This window comes from Paenibacillus sp. FSL R5-0527, assembly GCF_038008055.1.
In the GTDB taxonomy this organism is placed as follows: domain Bacteria; phylum Bacillota; class Bacilli; order Paenibacillales; family Paenibacillaceae; genus Fontibacillus; species Fontibacillus macerans.
This window is the reverse complement of sequence record NZ_JBBOYI010000001.1, coordinates 4,034,129-4,047,042: the sequence shown is the minus strand read 5'-3', so window position 1 is coordinate 4,047,042 and position 12,914 is coordinate 4,034,129. Positions and strand designations below refer to the sequence as shown.

Sequence of the window (12,914 nt, the reverse complement as noted above, 5' to 3'; positions counted from 1 at the left end):
AGCGGCTGTCTCGTATTTATCAAGACTGCAAAAATGACGGGTAACGCGCTCCCGCCGCGGCCCCTTTCGGCGAAATGCGTTCGATTTCCGCCAGTTCCTCCGCGCTGAGCGTTACCTCCAGGGCGCCGAGATTTTCCCGGACCCGATCCAGCCGCTTCGTGCCGGGAATCGGCACGATCTGCTCTCCCTGCGCAAGCAGCCAGGCAAGCGCCAGTTGAGATGCTGTGCAGCCTTTGCGGGCGGCAAACTTTTCGATGAGAGCCACGACCTCCAGGTTTTTATTGAAGTTTTCGCCCTGAAATCTCGGGTAATAACGGCGGTAATCATCTTCGGGCAAATCGTCGAAGGAGCGGATTTGTCCGGTCAGGAACCCACGGCCAAGTGGGCTGTACGGCACAAAACCGATGCCGAGTTCACGCAGTACGGGCAGTACCTCATCCTCCACTTCGCGGCTCCACAGCGAATATTCCGTCTCCACCGCGGTAAGCGGGTGCACCGCATGCGCGCGGCGAATTTGCTCGGCGGTCGCTTCCGATAGGCCGATATAGCGTATTTTGCCAGCCTGGACCAGCTCCGCCATAGCGCCCACCGTCTCTTCGATCGGCGTATTCGGATCGATGCGGTGCTGGTAATAGAGGTCGATATAATCGACGCCAAGTCCCAGCAGGCTCGCGTCTACCGATTTTTTTACATAAGCGGGGTGTCCGTGTGCTTTCAGATCCGGCGATACAATGCCAAATTTGGTCGCAATTACGGCCTTGTCCCGGCGTCCTTTCAAGGCGCGGCCGACCAGCCGCTCATTGCCGCTGAACTTTCCCTTCATAAATTCCTCGCCGTAAATATCCGCCGTATCGAACAGCGTAACGCCAAGATCCAGCGCGCCGTGTATGGTACGAACCGACTCTTCGTTGTCCGGCATCATCATCGTGCCCAGGCCAAGGGCCGACACTTCAAGCCCAAGGCTTCCGAGTTTCCTTTGTGTTATCATATTTCCCAGCTTAATCCCCTCTTTTCCGCAGCTTTAAAAATGGATCGTTAAAACATGATCTTATTCTAAAACGCGGTTCAAAGCGCAGCCACAGTACGCTTTTACTGGTAATGGCATTAACAGGCTGACACCGGGGTATAAATGCAAAGGTGCAGATCGGGATGATCCGTCGTAAACGCAAGCGAATTGATATCGTAAGCAAGAACTTGATTTTCGTCAGATCCACGATAAAAAACCCGGGTCACCCTCTTCACTTCCACACGATGCAGCTGCCAAAGGTCCGCAAATTCAGCGGATTCCCTGGAGAGCTCGGCCACGAACTGCGCAAACCACGGGTCATGCGCATATTTGTCATAGGAAGTGCGGAAAATGGCAACTGAATGCGCCGCCATCTCTTCCCAGTTGATCAGGCCTTTTCGCAGCTCCGGATCGGTGAACAGCAGGGTCATCATATTCCGCTGTCCCAGCGGCTGCGCCGAAAAGTCCGCTATACATTCATCGACCGCCCGGTTCCAGACCAGCAGCTCGGCCCGGTCATTGCTTATAAAACAAGGAAAAGCCATCGCATCTACAATTTCTCTCCACTGCGGCTTCACTTCCGTCGTAATCTTCGTCACCGCTTCGGGCTCATTGGCATTCCACAGCTCGAGCAAATGCATATGCTCATCCCGGCTCAGCTTAAGCGCTTTGCCGATGCTTTCGATCACATCCCGGGACACGGCAACTTCCCGTCCCTGTTCCAGCCACGCGTAATAAGTTGCGCTAACGCCCGCCAAAATCGCGACCTCTTCACGCCGCAAGCCCGGCGTCCGGCGCTGGCCGTGCGATCTTGGCAATCCCGCCTGCTCCGGCTGCAGCCGGGCCCGGCGTGATTTCAAATAATCGCCCAGCGTTTTGGCGCGGGTATTGTTCAAGTCCGTGCTTACGATATTCTCATTAATGCCGTTTTGGTCGGGCATGGGAAACACCTCTTTCTCTTGACTTGGTTCGTAAACCAAATTGTATCATGGCTTTGTGCACCGACAACAGCGTTAAGGAGAAGGATGCATCGATGAAAGCGCTATAAAAAATCCCATTTTCAAAAAATTCTCCTATATCTTTAAGCGGTCTGCCCCTAAATAATGAAGGAAAGCGCTGCAGAACGCTAAATTTGGATGTGCAAAGGAGAATGCAGATTATGCCGCAATCGTTTCAATCCATCAGCGAAGCTTTGGCGCAGCCCAAAAGCCGTTACTTTGGCGTCGTCTACGAGAACGGGCAGTTTGCCGCAAACGACGAACTGAGTTTCTTTGGGCGCAAGCTGCCCGACCCTGAACTGACTTTCGACATTTCCAATAACAAAACCCTCATTAACGTGAACATGAACGGTTCGATCAAATACGTTACCGTTTATAACGGCCAATATGCCAGCGATAATATTCCGGGTGTATGGATGTGCAAAGACTTCCGCAAAACGGGACCGTACGCTTTTGCGTTGAAGCTGGGTGAACAGCGGGTTGACCTGGGCCGGGACGATCTTCCTTACGCCACCTCGCTGCTTGATAATTTGTTCCCCGTTACCGAATACCGTCTTGGGGGCGTTAAGGCAACGCTGCTCGTCTACGCCCCCGTTTCCGCCGACGGTACGGCGCGGCTGCGGGGAGCGGTTTACGGCCTGCATGTGGAAAACCGCTCCGGGCAGGATGTGGATGGTGAAGTGACACTGCCGCGACCGGATACTGAAGAGGAGCGGTTATTCTCCGGGCCGGACTTCTGCATTTATCCCGTGGAATTGGATACTTGGAACGCAGCGAACGGTACAGTTCCCTTTCATCTTGCTCCAGGGCAAAGCCTCTGGGTACCGACAGTGATTTGCCCTCCCGGGGAAGAGACGCTCCGGCTTGTCGAGGAAAAAGGTACGCTCTATTGGCTTAACGAGACCTGGGCGTATTTCCGCGGCATGCTCGGGCGGCTGAACATGAGCGACGACCCGTTCGCGGCGGAATTCCATGAACGGGCGTTGCTGCAATGTTTTGGCTCGATCGCCATGGATCGCCAAGGTGCTGTTGCCGGAGCGAACTGGGGCACTTATCCGACGACGGAGTTCACCTGGAACAAGGATATGTACTATTCCTTCCTCCCCTTTCAAACGGCCGAACCGGAGCTGTTCAAGCAAGGCATGCTGTGGTTTCTGGAACACGGAGTCCGGCCGCCCGGCAACCGCTATCCCGGCGGTATATCCCATTCGCTTAGCAACTCTTTGTCTTCCGTAGTCATGGCCGGTCTATACTACCGGAGTACTGGAGACAAACGCTTTTTCCTGGACCATCCGGATATCGATTTAAGCATTCGCAGACTGTTGGAGGAGACGCTTCGGACCCGCAAGCAAGACGGTCCATGGCTGTTTCCCTCGGTCTGGCTGTCGGACGCCTATTCGCTCGGCGACTACCACACGGGCTCCAACGTCGTGGCCTGGGCCGCTTTCCGCTATTACGCCCGCATCGTCGGCGAGGTGTTCGGGGATACGGAAACCGCCGAACGTTACCGGACCATCGCCGCGCGGATCAAGGACGATTTGCAGCGGCTCAATACGGTGGAGGGCCCTTTCGGCCTCCAGTATACGGAAGGAACCAGCGCAGGAAGCGACGCCTTAAAAGACGATGCGAGCAGGTATGCGGGCGATTACGCGGATTTTGGCATGCAGTTCATCGGCCATTTGACGCAAGACGGCTCCATCGACTTGTTCCATCATGATGGAGAGGAATCGGATACGATTCTCATGCCGCTGTACGGATATGCCGCCTATGACGATCCGGCGTACCGGCATTATATGCAATTTTCGCTAAGCCCCCATAATCCGACCTATAATCCGGAATCCAGGGGCATTCAGTGGGGCGATCACGCCGCCTGCACGTTTCCCGGTTACATGAGCGGCCTGGGCATGATTTCCGACTTCGCCTCCATGTCCGGAACGGACGGCTATTTTACGCAAATCCGCAAGCTGACCGACGCAGACGGCTCGCTCTGGTGGTGGCCTTATCTTAACGGCGCGCGGTACGGAGATGTGGTCCGGCACCACAACTGCGGCAAATGCGGCTGGGCGTCGGGGGTATTTTCCGGCCTGTTCGTCTCGCAGATTCTGGGAATAGCCTATGATGCTCCCGCGCACCGCTTGTCTTTTCGCCCACTGCGCGCCGCCGGTTCCTTCGCCTGGGAAGGTGTCAGGCTCGGCAGCGGCGCGTTTAACCTCTCCTACCGCCAGGAGGGGAATGTTGCGGAAGCGATCGCGGCCAACTTCAGCGCCCAGGCGGTGACCATGCTAGTGGAGCTCCCCTGTGAACAAGCCGCGAGCGCCCAGGGGTTTGTAAACGGCAAGCCCGCTAGGGACCGCGTGGAAAACGGTTATCACAACGGCTGCGAGACCGTCATTTTTCAAGACACGCTGCAGCCCGGGGAACACAAGTCGTTTATCATAACGGCCTACGTTCCTTACGATACATTGGATAACCAAAGCTTGACTTAAACAGAAAACTGCGCCGGACGATCAGTTAAGCGGAACCGCTTAAGTGTGTCCACTTTCTAACGGTTGCCATCGCCGCTATTTCGGCAAAATAAAGGGGATTCGAAATGTAACGGTTGTCCTAGAGCTTATTTTGCCTTTTTACGGGGTTTTGCCCTTTTTTCATCGGAATAAGCACGCTCACAACCGTTAGAAATGGAATCCCCGATTTTTCGGCCAAATAAGCGCGACTACAACCGTTAGCGCAGACGCCGGCCGGAATAGATGAAAGTTAATCATCGAGCCCCCGCTCAAACAAGCACCGGCTTCTAAGTTGAACTCGAAGTATAATCTCACTCTGACACACCCGCGGCGGCGGCCGCATATCGTTAAAAGCAGCGGCAAGTCCGGGAATTTCCCGGCTTGCCGCTGCTTTTAACCTTTTAACTTAGAACGTCCGGTAGAACAACCTGGCGCTTTCCTTCTCCGGAATCGGCAAACGCTGCGCTACGGGCAGCATCTGCGGAAAAGCCTTGTGCGGCTCACGCTGATACCAGTAAGCGACCGACGAATAGTCGTTCGATTGGGAATTTCCGTGCCCGTGCTCGATGCTGAAGCGCAGCGACTTGCGGAAGATGACGGGATCGACGATATGAAAGCGGTATTGCGTCATTTTCCCGGAATAATCGTTAAACGAAATCGTGTTGCTCTCTTTCCAGGCATCGCCGTTTTCCCGGATTGGCGCGTACAGCGACAGGCCGTGATATGGAGCATAGTATTTTCCGGCGGGATAACCCCAGGCGGCGCAGAAATAATCCTCCGTCCCCGTCCCGTGCAGGCGGGGCGGCCACGGTTCGCCGTCGATGAAGAACATATCGTCCCCCTCCCCCGGCCAACTAAAGCCCGGCATCGGATTGAGGTGGTCGATGCTCAGGTTGCAGCCCACATAGTGGCCTTCGCCCACCGCATCCAGCAGCACGTAATTGTCGTCCCCGGTCAGATTTTTCAGCTCATAAACTTTCTGGTCGGCATAATTGGCCTTGTCCTGCTGATCGTGTTCCGCTTTCAGCGCGGCCAAGTCCACCAAGCCCTGCGTCGGATTCTCCCTGCGCCACGAGGCGTGGAAGTAGAAGCAGTCGTCCGGCACCTCTTTTTCCACGTAGTCTACGTAAAAGTACAAGATCATTTCGTCCTCGCACTCATTGACGATTTCGATCCGCGCCCCTTTGCGGAACGGCATTTCAAAAAAGCAGTTCATCGCGGCTTTGTCTTCAATCACGCCTTGAGTCGTAATCATATTGAGCGGCGCGGAAACATAGTGGCTGGCCACGCCGTGCCCGACCCCGAAAAAGTCACCGACCGGCGAGTCCACGCTTGGTTCCTGCTCGTCATCCCAAAACATGCGGATCAATACTTTGCGGAACGCGTATTTGTTTTTGGCCGCGATGGTCATCCAAATGTGCTGAATGATGCCCGAGCCGGCGATTTCCGCAATCGCCGCCGTTTGCCCGGCCCCAATCACAATGAAGTCCCTGTTGCCGCCCGTTTGATCCCAGCTCGATAATCTCCGGGATGTCCCTTCCTTGCGCAAGTATAACTGGTTCATTCCGCTTCCTCCCACTCATTTAAAATCAATTCAAGCCTTAATCCCCGTTAACGTAATCCCTTCGATGAAATAACGCTGCCCGATGAAAAATACGATTATCGCCGGCAGCAGCACCACGGTGGCCGCCGCCATCATCAAATGCCACTCCGCCGAATACATGCCTTTAAACTGCTGCAGACCGAGAGCCAGCGTATATTTGGTTTCGTCGTTCAAATAAACGAGCGGACCGAGAAAATCGTTCCACGCCGCCAAAAACGAAAACAAACCGACGACGATCAGCGCGGGTTTGGTCAGCGGCAGGATGATCGAGCGGAATATCCGCAAATGGCCGGCGCCGTCCACGTATGCCGCTTCGTCCAGATCCCGCGGGATGCTGAGATAGAACTGGCGCAGCAGGAATATGTTGAACGCGCCGCCGCCAAACCAAGCCGGAGCGATCAGCGGGATAAAGGAATTGGTTAAACCCACTTTGCTCCAGCCGATAAACGTCGGGATCAAGGTGACCGCGTACGGCAGCATCATGCTGGACAGCAGCAGGCTGAACACCAGGTTCCTGCCTTTCCAGGTCATCCGCGCGAAGCTGTAGGCGCTGATCGAGCTGGTTACGATGACGCCCAGCACCGAAAAGACGACGATGATGGCGGTGTTCACGAAATACCGGCCAAAAGGCAGGATGGTCAGCGCCTCACCGTAATTGGAAAATTGCACGGGGTTGGGAATCCACACCGGCGGCAGCTCGAAAATTTGCCCCATATTCATCAGCGAACTGCGGACGAGCCACACCAGCGGCAGCAGGCTAAAGATCCCCCCGGCCGCCAGCACCAGGTAGATCAGTCCTTTTTCAAACCAAGCCTTGGCTCTCATCGCGCGCCATCCCCCTCGTAATAAACCCATTTGTTCGAAGTCCTGAACACGACGTAGGTCAAAATCATAATGATGGCGAACAGCACCCAGGCGATTGCGCTGGCGCTCCCCATCCGCGAGAACTGAAACGCTTCCCGGTACAAATAAAACACATAGAACAAGCTGGCGTTATTGGGCCCGCCGTTGGTCATGACATAAGCCTGCGAGAACACTTGAAAGCCGTTGATGATGCCCATGATCAGGTTGAAAAAAATCGTCGGCGTCATCAGCGGAATCGTAATATGGCGCAGCTTATCGAGCCGCGTTCCGCCGTCCATCTCGATCGCTTCGTACAGCGATCTGGGAATATCCTGCAGACCCGCGAGAAAAATAATCATCGTCCCGCCCGTCGTCCACAGGTTCATTAAAGCCAGGGAAGGCATGACCGTTTTCTCGCCGAAAATCCATTGGCTTCCCGGCAGGCCCAGCGAGCGCAGCAGCTCGTTGGCGAGGCCAAGATCGGGATTAAGCAGCCACAGCCAAATAAACGAGATCGCGATGATCGGCACGATCGACGGCAAATAAAAGATCGTGCGGAAGACCGCTTTCCCTTTCACGTTCTGATTCAGAAGTATCGCCAGCAAGAAGGAGTAGATAATACCGGTTGGTACGCTAAGGATCACGAAATAAAAAGTAACGGCCAGCGACTTGTAAAAATATTGGTCTTCTCCGCTGAACATTCGTCTATAATTGTCAAGCCCCGTAAAGGTCGGCGAATTCGATCCGGTGTAGTCGGTAAAGCTCATGTACAGGCTGTAAATCATCGGACCCAGCGTGAAGATCAGCAGGCCCAGAATCGCCGGCATGGCAAACAGCCAGCCGTAAAGGTCTTTTCGATTTGTATGGCGCTTGTTCCGCAACCGATTCCCGCTCCGGGAAGAGATGGTTTCCACAAGCAAGTCCCCCTCCGTCGAAACGCCCTGGCGAAGGCCGCCGCCGCTGGCAACGTGCTTTGCGGCGACGGCGCTTCGGGGCAGCGCTTCGTTATTTCAAGTAGGTGCCCTGTACCAGCGGCTTCACTTTCGTCTCCACTTCTTTCATCGCCGCTGCGGCCGTTTTCTCGCCAAGCCACACTTGATCTAGCGCGGCGGATACCGCGGCGTCGATTTCCACGAAGTTTTTGACGTTGTTTTCCGGCGACGGCTCGGCATGTTCATAGGTGGAGCGCATCACGGCATCCTGGAAACCGGCCGGTCTTCCGGGCAGCTCCTCATTAGCCCACTCATCGATCAGCTGCGGATCCTCGTACCATTTATTGAGCTGCGGCATCCACAAACCTTGGTGCAAGTCGAGTACGTTTTGCGGATCGGTGAGGAATTTGGAGAACTCCCACGCCTCCTTAGGGTGCTGCGAACTTTTGAAGATGATCAGGGAACCGCCGAGGAAAAACGTTTTGTAGTCCTTGATGACCGGAAGAACGCCGACGCCCCAGTTGATGTTGGTTTTGCTCAAATCGAGGTGGTTCCAGCTGCCGTCGATGACCATCGCCACTTTTTTGGACTGCAGCGCGGTCGCCGGAGCGGGAATGCTGCTGGCCTGCACCGGCGATGGTGAGACGTGGTGCACGTTAATCAGATCGGCTATTCTCTGCAGCGCTTCGGTCGCCTCCGGTTTGGACAACCCGAATTCCTTGCCGTCCGCCGTCAGATAATCCCCGCCGTTGGAGAGAACCATCGGCATATAAGACGACCAGCCGAGGCTGAGTTTAACGCCGTATTGCTTGATGTTCTTCGGATCGAAGCCCGGATCGTCCGGATGTTTGCCGTTCCGGTCGAGCGTCAGCTTTTTGGCCGCGTCCACGAACTCGTCCCAGGTCCACGCTTCCTCCGCCTTGGTAGGCGGCAGTTCCACTCCCGCTTCCTTGAACATATCCGCGTTGTACATCAGGGAAGGGACGACGGACGCCTGATACGGCCCGGCGCTTTTATCCTTGTCCCAGTTCCACCAGGCATACTCCAGGTAATCCTCTTTTTTGATGCTCGGATCATCTTTCATTAAATCAAAGAAGTTGTAAATCAGACCCTCCTCGCCCATTTTCAGCTTCCAGGCGGCCGAATAGCTGATATCCGGCGCTTCGTTGCCGGCGACCATGGCGTTAAGCTTTTGCAGAAAATCCGTGCCCGGAATGTGGATCGGGTTGATGGTGATGTTCGGATGTTTCTGCTCAAAGGCTTTGATCGCCGATTCCACCGCTTTCTTTTCCTCCGGACTGCCCCAGAACGTGAACTTCAGCGTTACTTTTTCTCCGTTTTTCCCGCCGTCCGCCTTGGTGTTCTCGCCGCCTTGTTCTCCCTTGTTCGCTTGCGAACCGCTTCCCCCCGTGCCGCAAGCGGTTACAAATAACGCCAGAATGATTAGGAAAACAAACATCACATTTAATTTGCCGGATTTTGTTTTCATGTGCTGATCCCCCCGCTTAGAAATGTAAGCGCTGCAGTCGCTTGTTTTTATTGTAGAGTCGCCGCTCCCGGAAGCCTATGGGACGTTTTTTCGTTTCCTGGACGATTTTTCGATCAATCCGTTTTCCTTATGCTCTTCGGTACGGGATGACCAGCTTTACCCGCGTCCCCAGCTCGGGAACGGACTCGATGCCGATGCCGTAACGGCTGCCGTAGAGCAGCTTGACCCGCTTATCGACGTTTTTGATCCCGATGTTGGCGGAGTCTTCGGCCAGCACCTCCTCGAGACGTTCCGGCATAATCCCGCGGCCGTTGTCCTCCACGCAGAACTCGATATCGTCCCCCTGTCGGCGCCCGTAGATCGTAATCAGTCCGCCGCTCTCCATATCCCCGAACCCGTGGATGATCGCATTTTCCACCAGCGGTTGCAGAAACAGCTTCGGCACGCTGGCTTCCATCAGCTCCGGCGCGATGTCGAAGTCGACCCGGAAACGGTGTTCATAACGGTTGGACATGATGACGATATAATCCTTCAGCCAGCCGATATCCGCGGAAAGCGGCATCGAATCCTTGCGGTTGTCTGTCGTATAATGCAGCATCCGCGACAAGCTGACCAGCATTTTGCTGACCTGCTCTTTCTCCCCGTAAACGGCCATCCAGTTAATGATGTTCAGCGTATTGTACAAAAAGTGGGGGTTAAGCTGGACATTCAGCGCCATGATTTCCGTTTCGCGCTCCCTCAGTTTGACGACATAATTTTCTTCGATCAGTTGCTTCACCTTCTCGTTCATGCTGTTGAATTTCATCAGCACATGCCCCAGCTCGTCTTTCTCTTCCACCTTGATTTTGGCGTTGAAATCGCCGCCCCCGACCCGCTTGATCGCAAGCAGCAGCTTGCTGACCGGCGAGGAAATCCGCATGGAAATCAAATAGGCGAACAACAGCGAAAGCAGGAGCAGCGAAGCGCCCAACGTGATGATAAAAAAAGTGATCGTTTGTCCGATATCCTTCGTCAGCGCGCCGGGAGGAATCAGCACGACCGAGGTCCAGCCCGTAATCCCGGACACCGCGTAACAGGCGATCATCCGTTTTCCGTCCACCGTAACGTAGGAAGCTCCGCTGCCGCGGCTCCGCACTTCGGCCAGCCAGGGAATAGACAGCTTGTGTCCGACGAGCTCCGTTTTCGCATGGGAAATGATCGTGCCATCTGCGCTGGCCACCACAAATACCGCACCATCGATCGGAACGCTATCCCGGAAAATATCGGCATAGACGCCGTCCCGGAAATTCATCACGAGAATCGGCTTCTCCGTTCCTTCCCCAGCCCGCACGATCGCGTCATTACGAACGCAGGAAGGATTCATTTGCCGGACGGCAGAAAATAAATAGCGGTATTCGATGTCAGCGCCGGCCAAATCCGGCAATTGGTGCATCCGGCTATAGTCATAGGTCGGCACCCAGGCCAGACGCCCCTTTTGCTCGGCCGCCCGCCTGTACAGCTCGGACTCGTAAAAATGATCCGGCGGATACGTATTGCGCGCTTTGCTTCCATAAACAAAAGCCCGGGTCACAAGCTCCACCGAATACAGATCCCGGGATTGAGAAAAATAGCGACTCAAAATTTGCGTGACCCGTTTATTCGTCTGCAGCAGTTCGCTTTCGGCCGGGGCGGGGCCGTTAAAAATTTGAAACAAGTCGCATTCCACCATCAGGGAGAGGCTGTCGTCCTCGATGATTTTCAGCCGTTCGTCGATGATTTGATTGTTTTTTTGCACGATTTCCGTCACGTTATCCCGGGCCAGCTTAAGCATGATATTTTTGCTTGCATAAAAGGCTCCCGTTCCCAAGGTGGCCAGAGGCAGCGTGATCAATACAATATAGGATAAAATCAGCTTGTTTTTCAGTCTCATGGCGTCACCTACAGCAGGTCCTTCTTGCGGAATTCCTCCGGTGAAAGGCCGGTTTCCCGCTTGAAGATCCGGGTAAAATAACCTGCGTCCCTGAAGCCCACGCTTAGGGCAATCTCGGAAATTTTCCGGGTCCCGTCCTTCAGCATTTCCTTGGCTTTCTCCATTCGGAGCCGCAGCAAATATTCGGTAAACGTCAGGGACGTATGTGATTTAAAGAAGCTGCTGAAATAAGCGGGGCTGAAAAAAAACTGCCTGGCCACCGTTTCGAGCGCGAGATCCTCCATGTAATGCTCCGCAAGATAAGCCCGGCACAGCTCGATAATCCGCTCGTTTTTATGGTTTTTCCGGTCCGCGATCCCGTCGATGATCCGGCCCAGATATTCGCCCGCTTTCGCTTTGAGTTCATCCAGCGTGGAGCAGGACGGAATCCGAAATTCCATCTCGGACACGATATTGCCCGCTTCCTCCCTCCGCAATGCCGCCTCATTGGCCTTAACCAGGTTGACCAGCACATACAAAATGCTGCGCTTGAACTGAGCGGGAGCAGGATAGCCTCCTTCCAGAAGCCGCTGTACCAACAAGTCCAACGCCTCCCGCGCCTTGTCCCGATTCCCGCCCGCCACCGCGTCCGCGATGCCGAAATCGTCGGGAACCCATGGCAAAGACGGCTTTTGCGTATTGTAAGCGATTTCATTACTGACGACAAGTTTCCCGTTCCCGCAATAAAACGTAAAGTCCAGCGCATTCAAAGCTTGTGCGAAGGAACGGGGCGCTTCGCGGCGCAGATCATTTACCCCGTCGCCTACGCCGATGGATAGGGTAAGGCCGAATTCCATGCGAACCTGCTCGATAAATTGAGATAGCCGCTCAACGTCCTTTTTCATCAGCCATTCCAGGGAATGCGAAGGCGCAATGACGGAGACAAGCATAGGCTCGTCTCCCTCTAAGTAAAAGGAAATGGCCGGGCCGAGCGGCTCGGTGACCTGGCGCATCCAGCTCTTGAAGCTGGTTTTGACTTCGGCGAATTCCTCGCCTAGATACATCTGTTCGACCTCGGAATTGGAAAACTTGGAGATCCATACAAATCCGACCTGTCCCTGCGGGACCAACCGTTCAATTTCCCGCAGCTCGTCTTCATTCGCCGCCGCCCGCACCCAACGGCTAAGCAGATGCTGCTCGTACACAGGAATGGCCGAGCTCAACTGCTCCTTCATGCTCGCTCTATCTTGAAGGCGCATCCGCTCTTGCTCGATGGCGGTGTCCAGCTTGTCCAGCATCTCTGCCATATCTTTGACTTCCAGCGGTTTAAGCAGATAATCGAACGCGCCGAGCTTCAGGGCCTGTCTGGCATAATCGAAGTGTCCGTACACGCTCAGGATAACGATTTTCATCGGCTCGCTCCGCGCTTTTAAATGCTCGATCATCGTCAGACCGTCCATATTGGGCATGCGAATATCCGTAAAAATCATATCAATCCGGTTATCCAAAGCAACGCGCAAGGCCTCCTCCCCATCCTTGGCCATAAAGATACGGTAGTCCGGCCGCAGCGTCTTGATCATGTCGGCAATCCCGCGGCGATGCCGCGGCTCGTCGTCCGCTACCAGCACATGGAACATCGTATTCCTCCCCT

Annotated in this window: 9 protein-coding genes; 1 reads left to right on the top strand and 8 read right to left on the bottom strand. The window is 54.8% G+C overall.

Annotated features, from left to right (window positions below; genetic code table 11):
* Nucleotides 1–19: 19 nt before the first annotated feature.
* Together NYE69_RS17755 and NYE69_RS17750 are read right to left on the bottom strand one after the other, a co-directional pair.
* The gene (locus NYE69_RS17755) at nucleotides 20–985 is read right to left on the bottom strand and encodes an aldo/keto reductase (protein WP_340930430.1); all 966 of its coding nucleotides are present in this window, start codon (nucleotides 983–985) and stop codon (nucleotides 20–22) included.
* A gap of 119 nt (nucleotides 986–1,104) precedes the next feature.
* Nucleotides 1,105–1,947, bottom strand: a complete 843-nt coding sequence (locus NYE69_RS17750; protein ID WP_340927240.1) for a helix-turn-helix transcriptional regulator — start codon at nucleotides 1,945–1,947, stop codon at nucleotides 1,105–1,107.
* Between the two features lie 218 nt (nucleotides 1,948–2,165).
* On the opposite strand from NYE69_RS17750, the gene NYE69_RS17745 reads away from it, so the two are divergent.
* Nucleotides 2,166–4,490, top strand: a complete 2,325-nt coding sequence (locus NYE69_RS17745) for a hypothetical protein (RefSeq protein WP_340927239.1) — start codon at nucleotides 2,166–2,168, stop codon at nucleotides 4,488–4,490.
* Nucleotides 4,491–4,914: 424 nt separating this feature from the next.
* Here the strand turns inward: NYE69_RS17745 and NYE69_RS17740 are convergent, their stop codons facing one another.
* From NYE69_RS17740 to NYE69_RS17715, 6 genes are all read right to left on the bottom strand, one after another.
* Nucleotides 4,915–6,072: a glycoside hydrolase family 172 protein gene (locus NYE69_RS17740; protein WP_340927238.1), complete on the bottom strand. Its 1,158-nt coding sequence runs from the start codon at nucleotides 6,070–6,072 to the stop codon at nucleotides 4,915–4,917.
* Nucleotides 6,073–6,102: 30 nt separating this feature from the next.
* Nucleotides 6,103–6,936, bottom strand: coding sequence for a carbohydrate ABC transporter permease (locus NYE69_RS17735; RefSeq protein WP_340927236.1), 834 nt, complete (start codon nucleotides 6,934–6,936; stop codon nucleotides 6,103–6,105).
* Nucleotides 6,933–7,868: a carbohydrate ABC transporter permease gene (locus tag NYE69_RS17730; protein ID WP_340927235.1), complete on the bottom strand. Its 936-nt coding sequence runs from the start codon at nucleotides 7,866–7,868 to the stop codon at nucleotides 6,933–6,935. The genes NYE69_RS17735 and NYE69_RS17730 overlap by 4 nt, the downstream gene beginning before the upstream one ends.
* Nucleotides 7,869–7,959: 91 nt before the next feature.
* A complete protein-coding gene (locus NYE69_RS17725; RefSeq protein WP_240751696.1) occupies nucleotides 7,960–9,375 on the bottom strand; it encodes an ABC transporter substrate-binding protein in 1,416 nt (471 codons plus the stop codon).
* A gap of 127 nt (nucleotides 9,376–9,502) precedes the next feature.
* Nucleotides 9,503–11,284 (bottom strand): cache domain-containing sensor histidine kinase, encoded by a 1,782-nt coding sequence (locus tag NYE69_RS17720; protein WP_328270721.1) that lies wholly within the window; start codon nucleotides 11,282–11,284, stop codon nucleotides 9,503–9,505.
* A gap of 8 nt (nucleotides 11,285–11,292) precedes the next feature.
* Nucleotides 11,293–12,900, bottom strand: a complete 1,608-nt coding sequence (locus NYE69_RS17715; RefSeq protein WP_340927233.1) for a response regulator transcription factor — start codon at nucleotides 12,898–12,900, stop codon at nucleotides 11,293–11,295.
* Nucleotides 12,901–12,914: the final 14 nt, after the last annotated feature.

Bases quoted from the DNA above. Each gene is read 5' to 3' on its own strand.
- NYE69_RS17750 (WP_340927240.1), bottom strand. From the start codon at position 1,947: ATGCCCGACCAAAACGGCATTAATGAGAATATCGTAAGCACGGACTTG.
- NYE69_RS17745 (WP_340927239.1), top strand. From the start codon at position 2,166: ATGCCGCAATCGTTTCAATCCATCAGCGAAGCTTTGGCGCAGCCCAAA.
- NYE69_RS17740 (WP_340927238.1), bottom strand. From the start codon at position 6,072: ATGAACCAGTTATACTTGCGCAAGGAAGGGACATCCCGGAGATTATCG.
- NYE69_RS17735 (WP_340927236.1), bottom strand. From the start codon at position 6,936: ATGAGAGCCAAGGCTTGGTTTGAAAAAGGACTGATCTACCTGGTGCTG.
- NYE69_RS17725 (WP_240751696.1), bottom strand. From the start codon at position 9,375: ATGAAAACAAAATCCGGCAAATTAAATGTGATGTTTGTTTTCCTAATC.
- NYE69_RS17720 (WP_328270721.1), bottom strand. From the start codon at position 11,284: ATGAGACTGAAAAACAAGCTGATTTTATCCTATATTGTATTGATCACG.
- NYE69_RS17715 (WP_340927233.1), bottom strand. From the start codon at position 12,900: ATGTTCCATGTGCTGGTAGCGGACGACGAGCCGCGGCATCGCCGCGGG.